At 62.6% G+C, this 25,039-nt stretch carries 13 protein-coding genes; 4 read left to right on the forward strand and 9 right to left on the reverse strand.

Going from position 1 to position 25,039, the window contains the following annotated elements:
- Nucleotides 1-161: 161 nt before the first annotated feature.
- Entirely contained in the window at nt 162-1,019 is an 858-nt protein-coding gene (locus tag ACQPYK_RS01410) for a haloalkane dehalogenase (RefSeq protein WP_433248929.1), read from the reverse strand.
- Nucleotides 1,020-1,117: 98 nt separating this feature from the next.
- Here ACQPYK_RS01410 and ACQPYK_RS01415 point away from each other — a divergent pair, with 98 nt between their 5' ends.
- The 3 genes from ACQPYK_RS01415 (at nt 1,118) to ACQPYK_RS01425 (ending at nt 3,994) form a co-directional block, all read left to right on the forward strand.
- A complete protein-coding gene (locus ACQPYK_RS01415; RefSeq protein WP_433248932.1) occupies nt 1,118-1,621 on the forward strand; it encodes a MarR family winged helix-turn-helix transcriptional regulator in 504 nt (167 codons plus the stop codon).
- A gap of 262 nt (nt 1,622-1,883) precedes the next feature.
- Nucleotides 1,884-2,744 carry a 3-methyladenine DNA glycosylase gene (locus tag ACQPYK_RS01420; protein WP_433248935.1) on the forward strand — a complete coding sequence of 287 codons (861 nt, stop codon included), beginning with the start codon at nt 1,884-1,886 and terminating at the stop codon, nt 2,742-2,744.
- A 488-nt stretch (nt 2,745-3,232) separates the two neighbouring features.
- Entirely contained in the window at nt 3,233-3,994 is a 762-nt protein-coding gene (locus ACQPYK_RS01425) for a DUF2637 domain-containing protein (protein WP_433248938.1), read from the forward strand.
- 1,189 nt (nt 3,995-5,183) lie between these two features.
- Here ACQPYK_RS01425 and ACQPYK_RS01430 read toward each other — a convergent pair.
- The 3 genes from ACQPYK_RS01430 to ACQPYK_RS01440 are packed head-to-tail and all read right to left on the reverse strand — an operon-like array spanning nt 5,184 to nt 12,444.
- Entirely contained in the window at nt 5,184-7,901 is a 2,718-nt protein-coding gene (locus ACQPYK_RS01430; RefSeq protein ID WP_433248941.1) for an RNaseH domain-containing protein, read from the reverse strand.
- A 3-nt stretch (nt 7,902-7,904) separates the two neighbouring features.
- Nucleotides 7,905-11,264 carry a hypothetical protein gene (locus ACQPYK_RS01435; RefSeq protein ID WP_433248944.1) on the reverse strand — a complete coding sequence of 1,120 codons (3,360 nt, stop codon included), beginning with the start codon at nt 11,262-11,264 and terminating at the stop codon, nt 7,905-7,907.
- Nucleotides 11,254-12,444, reverse strand: a complete 1,191-nt coding sequence (locus ACQPYK_RS01440; RefSeq protein WP_433258668.1) for a hypothetical protein — start codon at nt 12,442-12,444, stop codon at nt 11,254-11,256. The genes ACQPYK_RS01435 and ACQPYK_RS01440 overlap by 11 nt, the downstream gene beginning before the upstream one ends.
- 386 nt (nt 12,445-12,830) lie before the next feature.
- On the opposite strand from ACQPYK_RS01440, the gene ACQPYK_RS01445 reads away from it, so the two are divergent.
- Nucleotides 12,831-13,667 (forward strand): hypothetical protein, encoded by an 837-nt coding sequence (locus ACQPYK_RS01445; RefSeq protein ID WP_433248947.1) that lies wholly within the window; start codon nt 12,831-12,833, stop codon nt 13,665-13,667.
- On the opposite strand, the gene ACQPYK_RS01450 is transcribed toward ACQPYK_RS01445, so the two are convergent.
- From ACQPYK_RS01450 to ACQPYK_RS01470, 5 genes are all read right to left on the reverse strand, one after another.
- On the reverse strand, nt 13,600-15,117 hold the full coding sequence (locus tag ACQPYK_RS01450) for a hypothetical protein (protein WP_433248950.1): 1,518 nt from the start codon (nt 15,115-15,117) through the stop codon (nt 13,600-13,602). The two genes, ACQPYK_RS01445 and ACQPYK_RS01450, sit on opposite strands and share 68 nt — an antisense overlap.
- 9 nt (nt 15,118-15,126) lie before the next feature.
- Nucleotides 15,127-15,261, reverse strand: coding sequence for a hypothetical protein (locus ACQPYK_RS01455; RefSeq protein WP_433248953.1), 135 nt, complete (start codon nt 15,259-15,261; stop codon nt 15,127-15,129).
- A 504-nt stretch (nt 15,262-15,765) separates the two neighbouring features.
- Nucleotides 15,766-18,702 carry a DUF499 domain-containing protein gene (locus ACQPYK_RS01460; protein WP_433248956.1) on the reverse strand — a complete coding sequence of 979 codons (2,937 nt, stop codon included), beginning with the start codon at nt 18,700-18,702 and terminating at the stop codon, nt 15,766-15,768.
- Nucleotides 18,699-21,560, reverse strand: a complete 2,862-nt coding sequence (locus ACQPYK_RS01465; RefSeq protein WP_433248959.1) for a hypothetical protein — start codon at nt 21,558-21,560, stop codon at nt 18,699-18,701. The genes ACQPYK_RS01460 and ACQPYK_RS01465 overlap by 4 nt, the downstream gene beginning before the upstream one ends.
- Nucleotides 21,557-24,781 (reverse strand): helicase-related protein, encoded by a 3,225-nt coding sequence (locus tag ACQPYK_RS01470; protein ID WP_433248962.1) that lies wholly within the window; start codon nt 24,779-24,781, stop codon nt 21,557-21,559. The genes ACQPYK_RS01465 and ACQPYK_RS01470 overlap by 4 nt, the downstream gene beginning before the upstream one ends.
- Nucleotides 24,782-25,039: the final 258 nt, after the last annotated feature.

A 25,039-nucleotide genomic window follows, 5' to 3' on the forward strand; every position in this document is an offset into this window, starting at 1 on the left:
TGGGGTGAGCCGGGTCCGGCACGAGATGCGAAGGCATGGAGCGGCTCACCGCTACAGGTGTGGCGCGGCGTTCACCTGGACGGCTACAGGGGGGTGCGGCGTTCACCTGGACGGCGAAGCGGTTCTCGTCGGACAGACTCGGGCCGGTGGGCCGGCCGGATCTATCGGAGCTCGTTCCGGGCCACCCACTTGGTGATCGCCGAGGTGATGGCCTCGGGCTGGTCTTCCGGCGCGTGATGACCGGCCGGACCGCAGTGCTCGATCTCCAGACCGGCGATGTTCGCCGCGCACCAGTCGGCCACGTCCGGCGTGATGAGCAGGGTCGGCGAGGAGTCGAAGGTGAGCAGCAGCTTGGGGACGTCGTCGCTGTGTGCGAGCCAGTCGCCGTAGCGGGCGACGCGTTCGGCAACGTCGGCGGGTTCGCCATCGAGCGGCAGCGAGCGTGCCCACTCCAGCAGCGGGCGGCGGCTGTCACGGGTGGGATACGGCGCCAGGTACGGCGCCATCTCCTCCTCGCTCAGGGGCGTCCGCACGCCTCCGGTGAAGGCGGTCTCCACCAGGAAGTTGCGATCGAGCACCAGCGACTCGCCCTGCGGGGACCGGATCATCTCGGCGCGGGAACGCGGGCCCTCGCCCAGCTCGTCCCAGGCCATCGGCCGGACGATGGTCTCCAGGAAGGCCACACCGCGGACCCTGCCCGGGTGGCGGGCCGCCCAGTCGAAGGCCAGGGCCCCGCCCCAGTCATGGCCGATGAGCACGACCTGGTCCAGGCCGAGCGCGTCGAACCAGGCATCGAGGTAGCGGGCGTGATCGGCGAACCGGTAGCCGATGTCGGGCTTGCCGGAACGGCCCATGCCGATCAGGTCGGGGGCCAGCACGCGGCCGGGCTCGCCGATCCCGGGCAGCACATCGCGCCACAGATGCGAGGAGGCCGGGTTGCCGTGGAGGAAGACGAGCGGGGCGCCGTGGCCGGTCTCCTCGTAGTAGATGGTCGAATCGAGCACGTCGACGATGGGCATCAGGATCACCTGAACAATCTGTTAGTGCTTCTAATGTTTGTGCCACGAATGAATTTATATCGTTAGGTGGACTAACGCAAGTGACTAGAATCGACGACATGAGCACCGAAGCCACCGGCATGACGCATCTCGGCGATGACCAGGCCACACCCGTCCGGTTGCGGAAGCTGCCGAGCCGGCTGCTGTCCGTGGCGGCGGCGCAGGCCGACCGGCTGGTGAGCACCGGGCTGGCCGGTGTGGACGCGCGCAAATGGCACTACGCCGTCCTCGTCGCCCTGCAGGAGTCCGGCCCGGCCAGCCAGTCGACGTTGAGCCGCCGCACCGGCATCTACCGCAGCGACCTGGTCGCCGTCATCAACGAGCTCGCCGATCGCGGCATGGTCCAGCGCGCGCCGGATCCGGCCGACCGCCGCCGCAACGTCATCACCATGACGCCGCAGGGCCGCGACCACCTGAGCCGGCTCGACACCCTCCTGGCGTCCTTCCAGGACGACCTGCTCGCCCCGCTGACCGAACCGGAGCGTGAGCAGCTGATCGGATTTCTGGAGCGGCTGGTCGGCCACCACGCACGGGCGACACCGCGTCCCGCCGCCGACCGGTGAACACGAGGTCCGTCCGGCAGGACCGGTAGCGAGGGTTTCATTCGAGCCGATGATCGACTATTGCCCGGACGCCATTCGAAGATCGCGAGTGGGCACCTCGGGAACGGTCGTCAGAGCGAGAAGCCTTGCCGGCCGAGACGCCCAACGGCCACCCACGGCGAGTGGGCGGGGAGGGTCCTGAAGCGCCGGTCCCGGTGCCCTCTCGGGCGCGGGCGTCCGAGCCGCCTGCCGGGCACCACCGGCCCGCGCATACCATTCAGCGATGGAGGTTCTGGAGCCGGAGGAGTGGCAGGCCCGGGCGGAGGCCCACCGGCGACGGGTCGAGGCGTGGGCGGCCCCGCACCTGGCGCGCAAGGCGCGGGGCGAGGCCCATCCCGTCGAGGATTTCCTGTTCACCTACTACGGGCACCGGCCGGCGCGGCTGCGGCAGTGGCATCCGGGCGCCGGGGTGGTCCTGAAGGGGGCACACGACTTCGGCCGCGACTACCTCGACACCCCCGAGGGAGCCACACTCAACACCGCGGCGCTGATGGACAAGCGCGGATCCACCGTCGAGTGGATCGCGCGGCTGCTGGCCGCCACCGCGTCACGGCCGGCGTATCTGGGCTGCTTCGGCCTGCACGAGTGGGCGATGGTCTACAAGACCGTGGAAGTACGGCACGGCGCCTGGCCGCTGCGGCTCAGCGGAGAGGAGATCGCGGAGGTCGTGGAGCAGCGCGGCGTACGATGCGGCCATTTCGACGCGTTCCGCTTCTTCACCCCCGAGGCGCGTCCGCTCAACGCGCTGCAGCCGACACGGCAGCGACAGCAGGAACTGGAGCAGCCGGGCTGCCTGCACGCCAACATGGACCTGTACAAGTGGGCGTACAAACTCTCGCCGCTGGTCAGCGGTGAGCTGGTCGCCGACTGCTTCATGCTGGCCCGTGACATCCGCGCCGTGGACATGCGGGCCAGCCCGTACGACCTGAGCTCGCTCGGCCACCGGGCGATCCGGATCGAGACGCCCGAGGGACGGGCCGAGTACGCCGCCGAGCAGCGAGGGTTCGCCGAGCGGGCACGACCGCAACGGCAACGCCTGCTCGACGCCTGCGAACGACTGCTCGCCGGCACCCGCCGCCCCTGACCCATGAAGCCCGAGGACCCACGGAGCCCGAGAACCCATGGAACCCGAGGCCTGTGCGCAGACCGACCGGCGCCGACCTACCGGCCCGGAAACAACCAGTGGAGGCCCGGCTGTCGCCTGACCTCCACCATTTGCAAAAGATATGTGTCCGAGGGGGGACTTGAACCGTTCGCCCATCTCCTGAGCAGCACCGACGCTCCGTGGCTGGACCTCTCATGTCCGGAATAGGCGCGCGGAGAGGGGGCGGTGCCCACACCCACCTCAACGAGATTGGGTCCTACCTCGCAGCACACGCCCATGCCGGGGAAGCCCAGCAACCGCCAGTTCAAGATCCTCAACAGGCGGTCTCAACTGCGCTCAGGGCAGCGGTGGTAAGGGGGCAAGAGCTCGGTGATCGCAGCACCGAACCCCTACCTGCATCCCAGCAACCTGATCAGCCCGGAAGCCAGGCCGTACGCCACCCCTCGACACCAGAAATTGCCGGGGAGGTGGTTCCGGTCGAAGGGGCTTGGGTCGAGTGCACTCAGCGCGATCAGTACGGGGACCGGATCATTCTGGGCTTTGCGGTGGCTGTGCTGCTGGCGGTCGCCGGTGCGGCTGCCTACGTCTCGTATCACCACTTCTATGGTCTGGCGATCGCTCTGGGTGAGCGGCACGACATGGCCATTCTGTATCCGGCGATGTCTGACGGTGTGATCGTCATGGCGTCGCTGGTGATGGTCTATTGCTCGCGTCGTCGGCTACGTGTGCCGGTGCTGGCGTGGGTGGCGCTTGCATTGGGCGGGGCGGTGACGCTGGCGGCGAACGTGGCGCACGGCTGGTCCGGCGGACTTGGGTCGCGCCTGGTCAGCGCTCTGGCACCGCTGGCCTTCGCGGGCGCGTACGAACTGCTCATGTGGATCGTCCGGAACACCCGGCAACCGTCCATCGAGACGCCGGCCAAAGACCACGTGTGCCAGCCCGCCCAGACTCTCGTCGAGGTGGAACGCGTGATGCCGGTGCTGCCCACCGACCGGTACGAGGCGGCGCGGCTCACCTATATCGAGAGCCTCAATGAGGGCAATCAGCGGGTCGGCCGACGCCCGCTGATGAGTCGGTGGGGACTGGAACAGCGTGAGGCCGAGGAGATCATCGCCGAGGTGGAGAAGGAGCGGGCCCACGCCATCGTCGAGGTGGCCGATTCAGAGAGCGTCGTGCCGCCGCCGGGAGGCCTCCGTTCGACCGGCACGAGCGAGGCCTGTGGTGCATAGTAAAGGACATCGCTAACGGGGTGGTCGGGTCGTCCTCCAATCGCCCAGTTCGATCATCGGGCGGTCTCCCATTCTGCAACGATCAAGTTTCTGGGCCGCGATAAATCATTTATCGCGGCCCAGGATTGACACCAAGACCAGTTTGGGTTCCGCGAAGCATGGGTGCGTGCAGCCGAACTCCGCTTGCGACTAGAGGATTCGTACCTCTGAAGCAACGGCAATCATTCGTGTGGATACGTCACCGACAAGCTGCAGATCCTCCTCCTCAATGGAGGAGGTGACGCTAGGTAGCAGTTCAGCTTTGGACAAAAGCAATCTGGTATGTGAGGTGGTGGGGCGCTAGGGATTCGAATCCTGAACCTACGGATTAAAACGCCAGCAAGTACGTGAGAGCCCTGACAGGGCTTCTGCTAGGCGCAGGGTATGGTCTGTCTGGACATCAGGAGGCAGTTCTGCCACGGTGATGGCCGTGTCGCCGAGCCGACGCTCCAGGTGGCGATGAGCACGTTCCGGGACTGGTCGATGGCGTACAGGGTCATACTGCCGTGCCCCTTTGTGTTTGATTGTCGCCCTGGTTCTGCTCAGCGGGCTCGGTTGGCGCTCGACGGACGATGCGAGCATGTTCCCCTTGGTAGGTGCTCCCGAGCCTGGTGACGGTTCCGAGAGTTGGCCCCGGCCCGTCGGTCATTTTACTCACCCAGTTCTGGGGCAGCAGTACCCGCTCCCCTACTTCCAGTTTGGGCTGCCCTGCCCATCGGTAGGCGTAACGGCCCACCTCGACGAGTTGGTCACCGCCGATTTCGTAGACACGGGTCGCCTCGTCCAGGAGCTGCTCTAATTCCTCGATGCGACGCTTGAGCCACTCAACCTGACTTGACGAAACTTTCTGAGCCGATTCGGAAGCTCGCTTATAGCCGTCGTTCCAGCCTCGCTTGTAAGCCTCGGCTAGTTCGCGCTCGTGGGGTTTGAGGTGAATACCGCATGCGAGATCGGATCCATAGATCCGTGCCTTGCATGGAGCGCCAGATCGAGTTGGGCGCCCACATGTCCGGATTTCAGGTGGAGCGTTCATAGCGAAATTCTCCTGTCTGCGAGCCCAACAGTACCTGAGGCATATGGTGTACAGGGTCTCGGCCAAGTGTGGCCGAGGAGATCGGCAGGGGAACTCGCTCGACGTCCGGCGCCATTGCTACATGTCGACATCGACCTCTGGTGGAGTTTCCTCGTCCTCAGCATCTTCTGAGAGCTCCACAGGCATGACATATTGAGCGAGCTGTTTGGCGACCATCAGTGGCCAAGGGAGTGATACCGAATATCCGTAGTGAGGAGTTGCCCAGCGCAGGTCGTGTGCTAGAGCTGCCCAATCCTCGGCCGCATCTCCGGGCTGTATAGCAGCGACGGTGTATTCGAGCGCGCGGGAGTTCCAGACCATAGCTCTGGTGTGATGGTTGAGCAGTTCCTCTTTCTTCCATCGTCCGACAACCTTTGAAGCGGTCTTGACTGCCCTGACTGCACTGACGGGCTTTTCGCCGGTGCTAAAGAATGTGCGATCGTCGGCGATCCAATAGGAGGGGGCGTGACCGGCTTCTTTGCTATTGACGGCATAGGAATCGGGCACTTCGTCTCGATCGGTGGTCCGCACGCGAACGTGCCGTAGGCCGGGATAGCGAGTGATGTCTTGAGGATTCTGTCCGAACTTGAGCTTATCCATTCCCATGTCTGGGTTTGTGAGGTGCGGCCAGCCCCATCGCAGGTTTTGAGCGCACGTCAACAGCAGTAGAGATGGGTACTGGCGGGCGACACTTCGCAGGACCCGTTCAAAGAAGCGGGTGATTTCCTCAGGAGTTCGCTTCTGATCAGTCAGCATGTGGTGTCGGCTGATTTCATGCTGGGCTCGATGCAACGGCGTCCATGTGACCATGGGGGCGCAGGCTTGGATTTTTCGCCCGGTCGGATCTATCAGGACGGCGACGGGAATCTGGCGCGTGATTCCCTCCCAGCCATTCTGATTCTGACGTATAAGCCAGAAAGCCAAATAGGCTGGCGCCTCGTTGATTTTGGTTCTGTCGAGTCGCACTGGAAAGTCAGAGCTGCGGACGCCGAGCTGCCGCAGCAAGTCATACCAGCTATTGGCCATCTTCTCTAGGTCGCTACCGGAGCCCGATGTACCTTGTTCATCCTCAAGGGGGTCCGGCCCTTGTGTCGCGGTCACGCATTGAGCTAGGCGACCCGTACGAGACAGGCCGACTTTGATCGCGAACTTAGGGTCGGCTGCACGTTGCTTACCCGAGTAGGCCTTCTTGCCCTTGATCTCGACTAGAGAGATGGTGGGAACCTCAGAGCCGCCGAGTGAGGTTTCGATCGTATCGATGCGACTGCTCACTGCGGCTTGCATCCGCTCCTTGTTACCAGTAATGCTCTCGTCGCCGACAAGTGCGCCGCCCCACGAACCTACTGGGCGAACGGTGGCGAGAACAGTCAGTTCGTCTGTGTTGATCGTTTCGGGTTTACCTGTAAGATGGTTGGTTTCCTCAGGTAGCTCAATTCCGAGCAGATTCGAAAGGGATGTGCGCGCGTCGTTCTTGGTGTGCTGGGTGTCGTAGAAAATATCAATACCGATGGTCCTGCCCACGGTATCCGCAATCGCAGCTCTAAGCTGCGCGTCGGATGCCGCACTGTACTTGGCCGCCTTAAAGGCCTTGGCATCGAGGATGACGGTGTTGCCCTTCGGGAGAGGCTCGACCGGGGTCAGGTGATCTGAAAGGGTGCGGGTTACCCAGTTGACCAGCGGTACTTTGTCTGCCAACGATGCGCCGGGCGCTACGGGATGTTCAAAGGAGTACATGCCGTTTCGGTAGACCAACGCTGCCGCATCTGTGGCTGACAGGAAGTCGGCCGGCGCCTTCTTAAGCTGTTCAGGGTCGGCTAGTCGGTCATCGAGTCCGAGTTCGCGGAGGATCCTTCCGATGTTGCCGCCAGACCATCGGGCTGAGTACTCGAATCCCTCGTCGGTGTCGGGCGCTGGCTTCCTCCATGGCTCGATGGCAGCGGTGAGGAAACTCCGGGAGTGGACGAGACCGGGGAGCCATGGCAGAGCGGGCAGGAGGTAGACACTATGGCCGCGATTGAAGCTGAGTTTGGCGTCCTTGTGTGCCCACCGGCGTGTTCCTATGGACAGGTGAACCACGGGTTCGTTCCCGAACGGTCGACTCTGCGCGGTGATATTGATGAGGAAGGACATCGGCCGGCTCGGCATGTGGTGTGGTGGCCAATTCATCACGCTGGCACCTAACGGTGACGGACAGCGCCGGAACTCGGAGACCGCCTGAACAACTTCCGGGACCTCATCAACGTGAGGATCCGCTTTGGGGTTCTTGGGCTGCAGGTGTTGATGGCTGATATTCGGTGCGCTCAGATCCGCTGCTAGAACATGCGGGAGCAGCCGGTGGATCTGGTCAAAGCGAACTTCATCGTCTCCGGTTTCCCAGGTGAGCGTGGAGAAGTCAATGTCCAGCGGTTCCCAGGAGAGATCGGAATGGTTGATCTTGTCGAGGATCGCCCTAACCTTCGCCGCATCAGAAGAGCTGGCCCGCACCCAGGTTGCGATGATGGCGAACAGAGACTCTGTGTTGACTTCGATGTCGCTGTAGATCCAGGGTGAGTGCTCACCGATGGTGGCGCTTTTTGCGACTGTGATGACATCGGGCACCAGCGCGGCAATGACGTCATTGAGCAGCCGGATGGGAACTGAGCGGATTTCTTTCCCGTCCCTGCGCTGCCTGGACAACGTAGTGAGGGGCTTCTTCCAGGTCTCAGGAAAGCGCAGAAGATACATGCGGCGCTGCCACGGCGTGTCGGTTCGCAGCCGGAATGCAGCGAGCTGGAGGTGTGGATACCTGGGAGCCATTGATCACAGTCCTTCAAGCTGGGCCAGGGCCTCGTACAAGCAACCGTAGAGCACTTCGACGAGGTAGGTGTCTGGGTCGGTGCTGCCGGGCTCGAAGTAAGGGGAAAGAACATCACGGAGCCCGACGAGCAGGCTTAGTGAGCCATCATCGGTACTGTTTTCTGAGCGCCTAGCGGCACCTGGCGCAAAGGCGGCATCGCAGAAGTACACCTCGGCCGGCACGCCGCCGCGGACTAGTCGACCGATCACTTGCCAGATGGTCACCAGTTGCGTCCACGCCAGTGCTTCGCGCTCTCGCACGGGGAGGCTGCTGTAGGCGAGTTTGAGGCTGAGCAACCATCGCCACTGACGGTGACCGGCAGAGCGGAACGCGCTGGCGCACCTTCCCAATGCTGATCGGTCGGGCTCTTCGACAGCGGGAAAGCGGTTATGGATCTGATGAGTGGCCCAGCGGTTGGCCCGTTGGATGACGTAGCTCAGGTCGTCGGGCCTGGGATGCGGACGCACCAAGAAGTAGGCCGCACCGATCGCAGCTTGGCTGTCGTCGTTGAGGATGTTGTGCCCTCGTTCGACTGCCAGCAACGGGGCGATCAGGATCCATGCTGACGTGCGCGCGAGGGTGTGTACTTCGCTGCGGCGCAAGCTGTTAATGCCATCCCAGGATTCGGTGAACTCTTCGTCGTCGGCGACTAGGTGAAGGACGGAATCTTGCCAGCTTTTGCGGAGGGTCACCAGGTGCTGGGCGACAAGACGAGCCTCGGCGTAGCTGCCCACCAAGAGCAGCAACCGCTGCCGGTTGGGAGGTAGGGAATCTCTGTGCTGCTCGAGAATGCTCTTCCCGGCACCCGGATTGGCGAGTTCCGCAACCATTTGTCGCAGTGCGATTTCGCGCGCCTCGCCGAACTTACCGGAGACTTTTATAGGCGCACTGTGATCGCCTGCGAATAGTGGAAAGAACTCGAAGCGGCTGCCACGTACGGCGTCCAGCTCCTTAGTTGGCGGCGTCAGGATCGCGGTAACCGGAATATCGATGTGGTAGCGGGCAGATGTACCTGCCCAGCTTGTGCCTGAGAGTAGTAGCACGTTTGGGCCACGATCGGAGTCGGTGGAGAACAGATCATGCAGGTGCAGCAGAACCCATCGTCCAATTCCACTGCAACGAAAAAATCGCAGCCGCCCCATCTTGGCGCGTCCTTGGCGGCGATCGACGTCGTCGCCGAGGTATTGAAATCCGAGGACATTGCCCATGGGAGAGTCTGGGACAACTGGTTGATAATCACGAGGCGCACGGTGAAACAGGGCGGAGCTGGTTCCTTCCAAGCCGAGCTCAATCTCGATGGCCCGGAACATATCCATTGCGTGGTCGAGCGACTTAGCTAGCACGGCTACGGCAAGCGTGAATTCCAGGCGAACAGCTTGGCGTTCGAGGTTATCTATGCTGATGCTCAGGCCCTGCTCGTGGAGTTCTTTGGCCATACTCTCTAGCCAATCCATCACGCGACGCAGTCGAATGGATTCGTTTGCGTCACGGAGAATCTGAGCGGTAAGGATGACCATCTTCTGAGTCAGGGGATCATCTGAGGTCGCGGCCCCCAAGGGATCGTCGATCACCTTGTCGAACGCTCGACGAAGCCGCAGGTAAACCGGGCTATCCTGCCAACCCTCCACCGGGCGGTGGCTGTTGCTTTGAACTGGACCAAATCCAGCCCAGGACTGGGAGAGTTGCTGGGACAGGGTCCACTCGGTGAAATAGGCCTTGTCCAGCCACCGCCGAGACAGCGCAGGCTGAGGCCGGACGCTATCGCGGGACAACGCCGAGTAAAGGATGTCGACGGCGATGTTGGCATTGTCCAAGTTGACCAGCCACTGCCGGACCAGTAGCTCATGCATAGGCTCACGGCCCGCCTGGCGGATGGTCTTCTTGGTGCGGTCGATTACCTCGTCCAGCCAGGCGTCGTAGTCCTCACCGATAAGTTGTTGCTCAGGGCTGAACACGGAGTCCAGTTGGGCTTGGACCTGGTCGGCCTCGTCGACGATGATTAAGTCGCTACGGCGCCAGGCCAATTCGAGGTAGCGAAGGTGCTCGTCGTTCAGCTGCCGTGGCACGGGTGTGTGGATCAGGCTGGCGGTCGTGGCGACCCACACCTGTGCATCGACAAGATCGCGGGAGGGCCGATGGCGCTGACAACCGTGCCACGCTGGGCAAGATCTCGGCCTTTGAGCGCCGTCAGTGCTTTCTTCGGGCAGAAGCCCTTGACATGGTGCGTGCCGGATCTCCCACGGCTCCGGCGAATGGTCTCGCAGCCCCTCCAAGGAACACGCCGTGCTGGTCAGATCGAACATGCGATTCGTGGCCGGAGAGATACGGCCGTCGCGGGGGTTGGTCAGCCGGTGCAGTCGTGTCAGGTGCTGTACACGGTTTGATTGCCCCAACACAGGTGCTGCACGCACACCGAGAGCTTGTAGATGCACCGTCTTGCGGAGCACCGAGGTGACGTTGTCGGCGAGCACGCAGACGCGCTTGCCGCGCAGGTGGCACCACAGGATGAGGACTTCGACAAGAGTGCTTTTGCCGGCGCCGACCATGCCGATCATGTGAATGATGCCGACAATGGTGAGGATCTTGGATTCAGCAAATGTGTTGTCGGCCTGCCGGATTTCAAGGGTTACTCGTTCGAGGCGCTCGGCCCAGTTCGAACGCGATTCTTGTGGCCAGCCGTTTAGTTCCTCCTGGGTGTCGCCCCACCGTGCGGCATCCTTGAGATCAGTCCATACGATCTCGATCGGTTCACGGTCGGTGCGCGGTATTACGTCGTGTCCGCGAACGGCGGGCTGTGTTGGGAACCAGTCTGGGATCGTGACGCTGGTTCCGGCTCGTGCTTGGTTGAAGTACCGTCCGGGCTCAGCCACTGTGCTGGTGCCGGTTGCGTCTGCCGGGGGGCGGCTGAGCACCTCGTCGTAGTAGTCAAAGCGATCTGGAAGGACCGAAGGGGTCCGGCGCTGGGCAGTCTTCAGCGACTTGTCCAACTCGTACCCGCGGAGTGTCTCGGGGAAATCCCTATAGCTCTCCAGCCCAGTAAGCCAGTCATCACGGTCTTTGAACCACAAGACGAGGTGCCGTGCGACTCCGATCATCAGGTTGTGTTCGGCAGGCGCCGATTCTTGACTGGCTAGCAGAAATGGATAGCCGCCCAGCAGCGCCCACGCGTCCGCGATGGAATGCTGAGGGGCGACACGCTCAGCCAGGTACAGTACAAGTTCAATATCGACCAGTCGCGCTGCGTTTCGTGAGACCTCGGGCTCGTCCCATTCCCGGTCCAGCGTCCTTCCGAGATCGGCTTTCCACGCCCTACTATCCCTCACAGTTTCGCCTCCGAGCTTCCCGGATCACGCGGTCGATGTAGGTCTTTTCGCTTACCACCTCGACACGAGACTGGCTCTTCAGCCAGGTGCAGTGGTTGCGCAACGTTCGCAGATACTCCGCGCGGCCGATGGTCTGTTCCTTTGCGATCACGATGAAACCGCGGTCGGCGTTCTGCGGAACGACGAAGGGGCGTTCGGTAAGGCGCCAAGCCAAGCGGACCGGATTGGTCCACGACTTCACGTCCGCCGCCCACGGCACCTCTGCGGGGAGCACGTCACAGGCATCGAAGTCAGGCCACAACTGCACTGTCAGCCCCGCACGCGTCAACGCGTCGGCGATCCGGAGCTCAGATCGGCCAGGACCGGAAATGAAAGTCCGAAGCTCTCGGCTCAACCAGACGACGCCTTCTGACCTCGGCAGTCGAGTTTTGATCGTTGATGGAGCTGGACAGTCCCATTCGTGGCAGCGCCGGATGCCGTAGTCGTCTACCGTCCAAAGGTGTCCGCAGCCGCCACACACCAAAGCTTCACCGTCGATCAGCGCTTCGGCTGGAGCCGGGCGATAGGCGACACGAAGCTGCTGGGCGACCAAAGCAAACTCAGGCTTCGCCATCGTCACCACTAGATCACGTTCGGACATTGCTGGCCGCTCAACGAGCAATCTCCGGAACCATACATAGGCGTCTGGGTTGTTCTGTGCCTTGCACACGTCCAGGACGCCGTGGATGAGCATGCGTTCCCGGATTTCCCCTTCAACATCGCCACTGATCACTGCCCACTCGAGGCATGCCTTGCTCGGCTTGCCGTTTACGAGCAGCGCCTCGTCGCCGTTCATGCCTTCTACGGACGGATGAAATGGCCACTGGAAAAAGGGGCGATGTGACCATTCCGCTAAGTCCATTACGCTGCGCGGGGTTTCGGCGCCAACCGCCATCGCCATGGCGCTCAATCGATCTAGCCCGCGCTGTAAGGCCACGGGGTAGGGCACTGGGAACGCCCCTCGCCGTTCCAGCCCTCGCGACAACGTGACCAATCCGCTGGCGATCATGCCAACGACTACCGCATCCCACTCTGAAGGCCATGGAAGCGGGCCAGCGGTCATTGCTGTCCCTGCGTCCGAAGATGTCTCCTGCGTCATGCGCGGCACCTTAGCCTGTACCACTGACAAAAGCAGGTGCATCACCAAGAACTCATTTCGGCCACTCTTAGGCTAGTAGGCGAACTGTCCTTAATTATTAAGAACAGGCGTGTTTGGCCCCTGCGTGGCGCTTTTGTCGACTTATGGGGGTGACAAGGAGAACTCGATCATCAAGGTGTTCCGCGTCGATCTGCTTGCAGGCATCGGCCTTCTCGCTAGAGGGTGTCTGAAAAGTCGTTAGGTTGGTGCTCGGGTGAGCCGATGGAGCAGGGTGAAGCCCATAGCCAGGTAGATGGTGTTTTCCGAGGTGGCCGGCAGGTAGTCGCTACATTCATCCGAGGGTGCGCTACCGGGCTGATTCACCAAAGCGCTAAGGGTGAATGTCTTGAAAGGGTAGCATTTGCCGGATTTGAAAGGTGAGAATGTTTATGGACGTCGGTGATGTCTGGGGGTTCAGGGATCAACCGAAGGCCGTCGGGGGGCGGGTGTACCAGGTGGAGGTGGTCCGGGACGATGGGCCGCGAAAACATGGCGATCTGCATGTACGTTTCCTCGATGGCGAGGAAGCCGGGCTGCAGGAGTGGGTGGCGCGTAGTCAACTGGTCGCTCCGTGGGCTGACGTCGGGGCGTTCCTTGATGACGATCGCCGGTGGGCGGCGGCGATTGAACGCTCACGTGAGGTTCGAGGTAGCGCGGAATTCGAGGTGGCCAAGCTGCTCTTCGGTCATGTTCGGCCGAAGAACAGGATTCGTCTCCGGCATGCTGTCGCGGATGCCGGAGTGATGGAGATCGCCGATCTCGACGGGGTGGCGTCGTGGCTTGATCTCGACCCTCAGGAACTGCGTAAGGAGCCGCTGGCCTTTGAGGACAGATTCGGAACCTATGTCGCTTCGTGGCCGACGACTCGTCAGGTGGCCATGCGAGTGGCCCAGATTCTGGGTGGAGACATCCTGAAGGCCATGGCGAAGCAGGAAGAAGCACTGAAGACACAACGCCGGAACGAGTCCTGGTACGGACATGAGAAGACCGACCGCGAACTGGAGCGGTTGGAGACCGTCGTCGGCACGCTCTATGAGTGGTGCGGTAAGGAAGTCATCGACCGTTATGACGAGCTCAAGGCCTTACGGGCCGAGGTCGAACGTCTGGGTGAGCTGGTCCAGCGCGCAGTGTCGGAGTTGAGAGCTCGCAAATGTCACGCTATCGCCGCCACCATTGAGGCTGACCTCGGCGTCCATGTGACCAGCTTTCGCGGTAGGCATCGCTGACCTGTGTTCGCTGTTCGGATTGAGGTCGGTAATACTCCTTTTGGGGGCCATGGGGACTCCAGTCCCCGAGGTAAGGGCGTAGGTCATCTGGGGCTGGGTCCTTGTCGAAGCCCGCGTGGGCGAGACGGGATGGACCGCGGAGTGGATCCAGGCGGTCGGCGATCGCGTGTCCCCACTCGATCCAGGAGCGCAGGAGTTCGGCTTCCCCTGGCTCCTGCCAGCCAGCCGCGGCTTGGTCGAGAGCGGCGCAGAACTCGCGGATTACGCTGGCCGCCCCCCAGGCATCCAAGGCATTGGCGAATGTCGTGTTGCGGTAGTCATCAACTGCGCGGCTCCGGGCCTGCACCATCGCGGCCTCCCAGCGCGCCCGCTTCGCGGCTTCTTCTCGTTCTTGTTCGGCGAGCCACTCCTCGTATTCCTGTCTCCGAGCGAGGGCAGCCTTTTCCGCCGCCCCGGCGCGATGCTCGATCTCCTTGACGACCTCGCGTACTTTGCTTTCCACCAGCGAGCGCGAACTATCCGTCCACTGGTCGCGTCGGCTATGTGGCGACTGGGGTAACTCCAGGCGAAGGCGTCCCGTTGGTACGGATTCGTATTGCACGGGGACTCGCTGCCAGGCATAAGGTCTTCGGCGTTTTTCCTCGGGATCTGGCTCGCGGACCACCTGGTCCTGTTCCTCTTTGACGGCAACCGGGTACTGCCCCGTACCGGCCTGTATGTACAGTCCGCGAGCTTTGCGTTTCTTGGACATCGCAAGTTTGTGGCCGCGTCGGCGGGCTTCTTCTGCAAGGGACTTGACCAGGTCGATGGCCCGGGGCATGAGTGCTTCGGAGACGGCCAGTACCTCGGGATGATCCCGAAGCAGCTTGACCAGCGCGTCGGCATCGGTGACCTTGTCGCGTGCACTGAGGCGGATGCGGTTCCAGTCCGTCTCGTCCGGATGCGCATCGTCGAAGAGCCGGATGATCAGATCGCCGCCATTTCGGCCGGTGTGCCGTAGATGGAAACCTGCGGGTACCAGGTTGTGTTGTTTGGCCGCGTGCATCGCCCGCCGGTAGGACGCGCGTGTCTCCTGGTCAGGGTTCTGGATCTCGAGGGTTCCCCCATTGTGTTGTAGGCGTTCGATCAACTCCTTGGCCAGGCCGAGGGGGCTTTGACCGGCGTCGCGTGTTCTGGAGGCGCCTGGTGTACGGGCAACGATGGCACTGCTCACTATGCCTGGAGTTGGCCGGTCCGGGTGATGGTCATGCTCCAGATAGAAGCGGCCAGCCTCAGTGATCTCGGCCTGCCAGAATCCGTCCTTTCGCGGCGTGGTGACCAAGCCGCGGTCACGAAGCGCGTACACCGTTCTAGCCAGCTCCGGCATCTTTGCGCTGACCGGCTCCTGGCTCTTCCCGATCCGCTGCAACACCGTCAACTGACGATCATTTAACCTGTCCCATCGCTGCACGTCACCAGATCACACCGCAATGTCACCGCAGGCAAGTGGTTTCAGGATTTGCGTCGCTTCGGCGAGCTTGTCGACCTTCTTGGCGTGGAGCATGCAGGGGGACTTGAACTGTTCGCCTATCCCCTGAGCAGGGTCGATGCCCATGGTTGGACGTCTCATGCCCGGAATGAGCGCGCAAGGCGGCGACTCCCGGACTCAACTCGATAGAATCGGGTTTAACAGCGCGGCACACGCTTATGCCGGCGAACCCCAGCAGCCGCCAGTTCGAGATCTTCAACAGGCGGTTTCCGCTGCGCCTGGGGCAGGAGCAGCAAGGCGGGCGGGGCGGTGACGCTGGCGGCGAACGTGGCGCACGGCTGGTCCGGCGGACTGGGGTCGCGCCTGGTCAGCGTTCTGGCACCGCTGGCCTTCGCGGGCGCGTACGAACTGCTCATGTGGATCGTCCGGAACACCCGACAACCATCCATCGAGACGCCGGCCAAAGACCACGTGTGCCAGCCCGTTGAGACTCTCGTTGAGGTGGAACGCGTGGTGCCGCTGCTGCCCACCGACCGGTACGAGGCGGCGCGTGCAACCGAACACCGCTTGTGGCTAGAGCCGTACGTCCACAGTAACGGCAACCATTCGTGTGGATGCGTCACCGACGAGTTAGAGATCCTCCTCCTCAATGGAGAAGGTGACGCCAGGCAGCAGTTTCGCTTTGGACAAGAGCGAACTGGTATCCCTCGTCCGGGCCGTCACGGTGATCTCCAACCCGAGCATCTGGAGATCGACAGTCGTCCTTGCCGGGTCGACGAGAGAGGCGAGTTCGCGGATGAGCCCCCACACGGCTTCGCGTTTCGCATCGTTGGTAAGCGACGACAGCGGCATCCTGACTTTCGTCACCTCGTAGGTCGTCGCTTCAGTCTCTGCCTGCGATGAAGGGACAGGATTTGCACCTGCGTATCCGCCGGTCAACTTGCTCACGCCCTGACTCGACCCACCACCGCGTCCAGATACTGGAATGGGGAACGTGGATGAAGGTTGGGGCGACAGCACCGGACGTGGGCGGAGCAATTGCTGCATCGATGCGGGCTGAATTTGGCTGGGGCTGGCGGGGCGAATCTCATTGCCGTCGCTGTCGGTCAGCATCCATTCGGTGCTGGTAGCCAGGCCGAACAGAGCTTGGCGCAGGTCATCAACGGTGGCAACCAGCGGCCAGGTGGGATCACTGTAGGGGAGTGCGAAAAGCTCAATAGGGGTGAGGTCGCGTCCAAAAGTTCCGCCGGCGATCAGTTGGCTGACGTACTCGGGCGCTAGTGCTCCAGCCGCGACGGCACGGCGGACCGCGACAAGGTCATTCCACACCTCCTGCCCCACCAGGGCGCTCCTACCATCGGGCATCGTCTTGTACTGCACCGTCAGACCGTCGGCGGTGCGCAGAAGGTAGGCGTAGTGCTGATAGGCCCACTTAACATCAGCGTCGAGCTTGGTCCGGGCCTCGTCTCTGCGTGCGCACGCCTCGGGGTACTCTTCTGCGGCTGGATCGAGTTGGGCGACAACAGTCTCCCAAGCGATTAGGTCCCGGGCTCGATCGCGTGCTCGGGTGCGACGCTGTGTGTTCACCATGGCGGCCACCATGGAGGCTGCATAGGTGGCGCTAAGCCCGGCCGTGACGCCGAAGGCGATGTCGAGGTCGATACGGGTATCGGCATCGCGGCCGTTGAGCAGGCTCCACCGGCGTGGGTCGAGCACAACAAGACGGTTCTCTTGGCCGTCGATCCCCGAGAAGCACCCAGCAGCGGAGACGTCGCCCCCAATGGACCGCTCAGCGAAATGCAACCTGCTGAATGCTCCCTTGCTGGCTAATCGCTGAGCACGCTTCCATACACGATCCAGCGCCAGATCGTTGCTAACCATGGCTGTGGCGTTGGCGTGGTACATGTTCAGCGTCTGCTTGATGGAGAGGTAGAACCGTTCTGGCCCTTTGCCCTGGGCCGGGCGTGCCCGTTCCAAGGCGCCAAGGCCGCCCTGAACAGGGCTGGCGGTGAGAGCGTTGAAGACTTCTTCAGCGGCCACGTACTGCACGTCCGGGCCAGCGATGGCGGCTATCAGTTCGGGCTTGGTTGCCCCTCGGGCGGCCTGGGCCCGAGGAACCAGGCTGTATGCGAAGCACGCGGTCGCCATCCGTATGGCGGGTGCTGGTTGGCCGACCAACACGCCGTTGGTAGCGAGAGCGGTATCCAAGGTGAAGGCTGTGCCGCCTCCTCCACCAGAGCGAACGATGTCAGTATTGGCAACCGCGCGAAAGCCCTGGATAGCGCGGCTGCTGCCAGCCAGCACACCAGAAGACAACAGCGCCTCCAAGGCGTCGGTGTGCAGAGGAATGTCTCCAGGGCCGATCAACTCGGGTGCCCACCGTCCCGCTTCGCGCTCGGTCGCCCAGTGCAGAACCGTGCGAGCAAAGATATCGACGGTGGAGCGGACCCGCTGGAAGGCTTGGACGACCGACCATTCCTTGGCGACCAGCTCGAAGAGGTCAGGGTGGAAAGGGTAGGTCTCGACGATCCGGTCGGGGAGGCTGGTGAGCGTACGGGCGGAACCGAGCTTGCCGTAGACCTCTTTGGACCACGTCTCGTCAGCGGCGGCAAGGTAGGCGGCGGCGGTACTCCGGGCGACCTCGTCGCCTTTGCCGCTGGCGAACAGACGACGGCGGATGATCTGTGCGAAGTCGGCAGGCTCGGTGACCGTGACGGTCTCGCCGTTACGCCGCAGCCGGGCCGTCACGTACTCGCGCATCTCTTCGGCAGCCGGGTGGTAGCCGGCTTGGTCCTCGTCACTGCGAATGACCACCACGATTAGTGCGACGTGAGGCTGATCATCGACAGCGTCGGCAAGAGCGTTGAGAAAGGCTTGTTCCCCGGGCAGGCCATCGATGGCGTCCTGGTCGGACAACATCATCGCGTAGTCCATGAGCTCGTCGATAACGACCAGCACAGGGCGGTCGATTTCAGAGAAGGCGGCCTGAAGAGTTGCCTTGTTGGCACCGAGAGCGACGTAGTGCTGCCAGCGGCCCATGCGGTCGGAGTGCCTGTCGAATAGCAGCCACAGGAATCGCCCGAACAGGTCAGTGGCCGGTCCGAATCGAGGATCGGTTTTCCCGGGGGACATTGAGTCACCGATGAGCATGATCGGGACGACCGCGCTGAGATCCAGCTCATGCCCACCAGCGGTTGCTTCGGCCGCTACAGCATGCCCAAGGTCGGTGGCGAGGAACGACTCGGAACTGTTGATCAGATGCCAGATACCGACAAGTGCATGGCTTTTTCCTCCGCCCATGCCCTGGTCAAGATGAAAGCAGGCCTTGGCCTCAACACCTTGTACACCGAGTCGGCGGGCAACCCGGCCTAGAAAGCCCACCAGCAAGGGGGTGGGCTGTGTGATGTCGGTGTAGTAAGTGCATTTGGCATAGGGGACCGGAACAGTTTGGTAGACGGCCTTTGCCAGGCTCATCTGCAGTTCACCTACCGAGCCATCGGTGCGGCGGACTTCGTCGCGCAGTTTGAGGACGTCGACCCAATGAGCGTCGTGAGCGGGTCCGGTCACGAGGTCTCCTCGAACAAGCTGAGGGGGGTAGGCGCTACGCGTGTGGTGCCGCTGATGGCGGAGGTGGCTTGGATGGCCGCGCGGTTACGCTTCACCGCTGCCAAGGCGACTCTGACCGGGTCAGAGGCAGGCAGTTTGGTGGCCAGCCAGTCGACTAGCGCCCAGATTTGTGCATCGGTTGGGGGGCGCTCCGCAGCTGTGAGGCATGCGGCGGCGGCATCGGTTCCCTCGGCCCATCTCGCCGCGAGTCCACGAACAACCTCATAAGTGCTGGAAGCGGGGGTGAGCTCTCCGGGGTCGTCATGGCGAAGCCGATATCCTGCCTTGGTCTCGGTGAGGATGGGGCCGCGTAGATCCTCTATCCGCAACGCATCGGATTGGGCGAAGAAGCGAGCTTCTCCCTTAGGGACGTCCATGCGGCCATGAACTTCATGCCAGAAAATCGCCAGACGAGTGTGCGGGTCGAAGATCTCAAGCGGCGATTCGTCTAGCCGCAGGGCGACTGCATCACGGACGGCACGGCGGGCCAAGGTCATATAGTGCTCCAGAGATACACCAGTCCCGTCTGGCGTGATGACCTTGCTGTAGCGGCCAACTATTTGAAGGGCCGCTCCATAGGAGGCCATGAGTTGGTCATCGAGAGCTAGTCCATCGTCATCCCAGCTGCGGCAGCGCGTTTTCACCTGAGAGATCACCTCAGCGTCAACCTGTGCTGCAATACCAATGGGACGGTTGGGTGGAGCGACTCGCGCACCGATGGAAACAGTCACGGAAATAGTTGCGACACCCGTGACAGCCGTCTCGGTGCGTGAGGGCCAGGAGGAGGTGACCACGAAACCGGCATCTGTCAGAGCGGCCAGCAGTCGTTTCCAGGCTTCGGGGTCAGAGTGACCGAAGATGACGGTCATGTGTCCGTTAGCCTTGAGTACACGCCGGGCTTCAGTAAAGGAGCGGGCCAGCATCGACTCGTAGAATTCCTTTGTGCGATGGTCACCCCGCCCCTTGGCGCCGCGCCCTTTGACGATGATCTCTTCGGCTTTGTCCTGGAGCCCGTCCTTGCCATCGAGAGACCCATCGAAGAGATCCGGAACGGCTTCCCGCAAGGCACGTTTGAACCAGACGTAGGACAAGTCCGAGGAGTCCGCGTACGCGATCATGTCGTAGTAAGGGGGGTCTGTCACGATCGCATCGACTGTGGCGTCGCGGAACGGCAGGGCCACTGCGGAGGCGCGGCGCAGGCGCGCGGGCGGTGTCATGAACTGATTTTCAAGAAGCACTTTACGGAGCGCGTTCACCAGGCTGGAGGACACCGAGCGCCAAGTTCCCGGTCCTGCACCTGGTCCTGCTTCGATGTAGTCGAAGGCGTGGGTGATGGTGCTCTGGTTGGTGAAGACGTCGCCCGAGTAGACACGGTTCTGTTCTGAGCCATCAGATTTCCCGCGGCTTTCCTTGCGTGAGCCGCGGGTTGCCCGCCGTAGTTGCCGGGCAACGTTGGACGCTGCGTATGAGCACAGCGCTGCGGCGTAGTCGTGGCTGACCACCTCGCATAACTCACGGTGCAACTCGGCGATGACCTTCGCGGTGGTGGAGAACAGCACCGCTTGCCGTGAGTGCATCAGCGATCCGTAGGTGAGATACCCGTACTGTCGGGCATCGACGCCGGCGGTCTTGGGGATTTTCTCGTTCGGGAAAACCTCCAGCTCCTGGAACAGAGAGGTAGGCGTCAGTTCTGCAGCTAGCGCGGCGGCCTCAACCTCCGCGGGAAACGGGGCTCGGAATACCTTTCGGTTGGTGTCGGGATCTACCTCAGCCACAGCCACCATCGCGTCGGTGTACTGGCCTGCAAACCCTTTCGCCTTGATCACATCCAGGTTGTGAACGTGACCACAGTTGGGGTACGGGCAGCGTGCGGACTTACCGCGCTTGCCTGCTGGGGCGGCAAAAGTCGGTTGCTGTTGTGGAAGGCCGGCGTTGACACGCGGGTGCCATTCTTTCTCGCCGACGATCAGTTCCAAGGCTTGACCGGCGTCGCTGGTGCGGGCGTAGGGATGCCGCAGGACCATTGAGCTGATGAGCGGGAAGCGACGGCTGCAGCCATCGCATGGGATGGTTACGGCCCACAGGTAAGCCCACGGGAGCAGACCGTCGAGCACAGGGTTACCCGGATAGATCGGCCACACAAGATCAGCGACACGGTTTCCAACCTCAGCCAGGATGGTCCGCACATCACTGAGCAGACGTGGCTCTCCGACCAGGCCATCGAGCCCCAGTTGTGCCTCTGCCGCTTGCTCTCGCCGCTTACTGTTCGCTGCGGTGGGTTCTGCTTCCTCTTCCGGGATGTTCGCTGGGAGTGTGTATGGCAGCGGCGGCTCAGCGGACCAATCGCGCAGGGGGTAGTCGGCGAGCAAACGTCCGGCGAGGGTCGCGATCGGAGAGAGGTCAGTACCGACAGCTGTGGCCCCGGCGCGGGTTGCTTCCAGCGAGATGATTCCCCGGCCGGAAAAGATATCGAGCACGACGGGCGGCCTGGCCCCGTACTGTTCGGAGATGCGGTTGCGTAGGCGTAGCATCGCTGCCTTTTCACCCTTAAGGACAGCTGTTTGGATGTCGGTGCGGTTCTCCGGGGTGTCGGGTAGGAGTGAGCACAACACGGCGGCACGGGCCTGCGCGATAGGCCGGGAGGCGAACCAGGTGAACAGCGCCTTCTCGCTGAGACCCGATCCGGCGGGAGTGCCAACTGCTTCGTCCACTTCAGGGCAGGGAAACCAGGTGTCGATCAGGCGAACAGGTGTTACAGCCTGATCGGCTAAGCCACCGGTGCTGCTCCTCCCGGCGGTGACGGTCGGGGAGGTGCTCATGCCTGGGCTCCGATCAGTCGCTTGAGCTCGGAAAGGGGGATCTGGAAGCGTTCGATACGTCGCGGGCCACCAAGCACGGCGGCAGGATCTTGTTGGCGGAGCCGGACAGTTGGTGTAGTGGCGCATGAGTCCACGACATAAAGCCAGTACTCGCTGCCGCGCTGCTGAGCCTGGGCCCATTCGTTCTGCTCCAGCCACACCGCGCGCAGCGGTCCTTGCACTCCCTTGACCTCGACCAGGCGTTGCTCGCGGGTAGTGCGATGCCGCGCGTATAGGTCATAACCGAGACCGGCGGTCTGCCGGTCGTCGACCTCGTAGCCGCGTCGTTCCAGTTCGGAGACGACTACAGAGATCGCGACCTTCTCGGCGTCTGGGTCATAGCCCAGTTGATCCACGCGGGCGCCGCCAGTGACCGCGACCCAGCCGACCAGTCGCACGGCGCTGCTGTTGACCTGGGCGATGTCCTTTAGTACGGCCAAGCGCTGGTCCTTGGCAACCGTGAATTGCCTCAGCAACTGGGTGCGGTCGAGGAGTGGTCGGTCGGCGATGGATTCCTCGAACCGGTATTGCGTAGCGTCCAGTTGCTGCTTGGCGGCTTTGATCCACGCTTGACGCTCGGTGACCAAGGCAGCAACCTGGGTGCGTAATTCGCTCTTGGCCGCTTCAGTGGCATCGTGGCGGGTAGCTGGCGACAACGAGGTGAGCCCTGCCGGTGGTGGGCCATTCGGATCCGGACTGCGCAGGGTGAGAAGCGACTCCCACGCCACGGGTAGGGCTTGACCAGCCGAGCAGCGGATGAGCAGCGGGGCCTTACGGGTGGCGCGAGTGGCACCGTCATGGAGTTGGATGTCAGCGTCGAACAGGGCCAGCACATACGAAGTGAGTGCAGCGCTGTCGACGAGGGCTGCGCCGCGGACCAGGTCTTCCTCTCCTGTGGAGAGTGCGTGCGCGATGAGTTGCTGAAAGGGATCCTCGGTCGGCCCCAGGACGATAACGTCGTCCAGCCCAGCCGCGCCATCATTGATTGCCTGGCGCACCGAGGCGCCGTCAGCGGCGATGTACGCGTGGCTGCCGCCGCTAAGCGACTCGGGAAGCTTCCCCTTGTCGGCAACGGTGAGCAGGCGGATTCCCTTTGCCGGGCCTGGCCCGATGTTCCAACTGCAGCTGCGGGCAAGCTGGTCGACCATCGCATCGACGATGACCGGATTGATCGCCTCCAGCCGGTCAGCGGCGAAACGCTCCAACGCGTCGCCAACCTTGGCTGGCGTGCTCAGCGAGCGTTCATCTGCGACCAGGACGCGAGCGGTCTCGATGAGCGCGGCGGCTTCGGGGATGGTGACATGCCGCCCGCTCTGGGCGTCGACCATCGCCTTCCCCCAGTCGAAGCCAGCGCTGAAAGAAGTGGCGTCCAGTAGGTCGTACAGCTTCCCCTCTAGCGCTTCGGCTGCGCTTTCGAGGTTATTCAACATGACCTCTTGGACGCGGCCCTCGCGGGTGTGCGGGGCGACCAGGTGGTAGACGTGGACCGGGTTGCGTTGGCCGACCCGGTGCAGGCGCCCCATCCGCTGTTCGAGGCGCACCATCGACCAGGGCAGGTCCCAATCGACCATGACGTGAGCCGATTGCAGGTCGATGCCTTCCCCGCCCGCGTCCGTGGACACCAGGACTTGGAATTGTCCGGCAAGGAACCGCTCCTGGAGTGAGTCCCGGCTGCGGTGGTCGACGGCACCTTCCAGGATGTCGGCGCTGAAGTCCGCCGCAGTAAATCGTGCGAGTAACCATCGGGCGGTGTCCGCGAACTCGGTGAAGACCAGCAGTTGTCCGTGCTTGTGGCGGATGTTGTGCTGGTCGAGCAGCGTTAGGAGTGCCTGCCATTTGGCCGGAGAGGCTGCCACTTCGGCCTGGCGCAGCGTCTCCAGGACGGTGGCGACACGAGAAAGTTCAGCGCTCTTGTCGCGTGTTCTGGAGGTGACGAGAGCGCTTTCTGCGCGTGCCCAGGTGTCGTCGTCGTCGGCAGCTGCTCCTAAGCCGTCAGCTGTGAGGAGATCATCGGGTACTACGACGGTACTGCGTTCGTGCGCGGCCCCCTTAAGGGCGGCTTCGCGGCGACGAATCGTCTGCGTGACGGCGTACAAGCTGGATGCCGCCCGCTTGCCGTAGATGGAGCGGGCCAGGGTGGCGTTGTCGGCGTAGAAGGCGTCGACGTAGTCCATTACGGCGTCGTAGGCCGCTTCCTCGTACGGGTTGAGACGGACGGGGATCGTCTTGGAGAAGCGGCGGGGGAAGAGCTGGTTGCCGTCGTGGTCGACCAGATCCTCTTTCATCCGTCGTAGAAAAGAAAGCTTGCTAGGTACTAGCGCGATGTCGTAGTCGCTCTGGCGCGGCTCCCACGGGTACAGCGTCGGATCCAGCAAATTCATCAGGCCGCGAAAATAGTGCTCCTTGCCGCGGTGAGGGGTGGCGGTGAGCAGCAGCAGGTGATGAGTCCTCGCCGCCGCCTCGCGTGCTGCAGCAAGGAGTTGGCTGGTGGGGGTCAGACGGTGCGCCTCGTCAAAGATGATCAAGGACCAGGAGGCGCGGTGCCCAGCCACCTTGCGGCGCACGTCTGGGTTATGAGTGAACAGGTCGACTGAGATCAGCCAAGTGTCGTAGCGGGGGTCGAGATCCGCAGGGTCGGCGGCGATCTCGGTGGTGATTCGACGAGCCTCCACGCCGAACAGTCGCTGCAGGTCTCGCTCCCATTTGATAACCAGGTGCGCCGGCACGATGATCAATGATCGGCCCTGTATGAGTCCTTGCCGTCGCCCCTCGGTGAGATACATCCCCGCCATGATCGTTTTTCCGGTCCCGGGCTCATCGGCCAACAGGAACCGCAGGCGGGGCTGGCTAAGCATGTGCCCGTGGACGGCTTCGTCCTGGTGAGCGTACGGGCGCAGTGGACGGGTGGCCAGGACGGCTGATCGGATACGCGGGAGCGCGTGCTGCATCCATCGTCCCCATAAGGCCGTCAGCGCGCGTTCGGGATGGCCGCCGCGGTCATTAGTGGGGATAAGTCCCTTGACTAATTGCTGTTCAGATAATAAGAGGCGTCGCGGCTGGCCCTCGGCGTCGATGACGAAGAGTTCGATCGAACCGTCTCCGGCCCAGTCGGCATCCCTTACCGTCACCAGCGCGCCGTCAACGCGTACTTGTCGCCCTCTCGCGGGCAGTTCACTCGTCATTGCTTCCTTGTGCAAGCCTGCGAGTGCAGCACAAACAGGGGCCGCAGCATAGTCCGTACGGCCACCCATGAGATCGGCCAAGGCTCCCGGTCCGGACGCATGCTTCCACCTATAAAACGAGAAGATGAAAGGCAAAAATAAATCCATCCAAAGGTGTCGATCAATACAGGAGCGGCAGTCAGAGATCGAATTGTTGCATTCCCGAGCAGACGCGTATCGGCAGGGAAGGCAAAATACGTGAAATGTCCCGAATGTCAA

Origin of the sequence: Streptosporangium sp. CA-135522, from assembly GCF_050949235.1 — a bacterium.
Lineage (GTDB): Bacteria > Actinomycetota > Actinomycetes > Streptosporangiales > Streptosporangiaceae > Streptosporangium.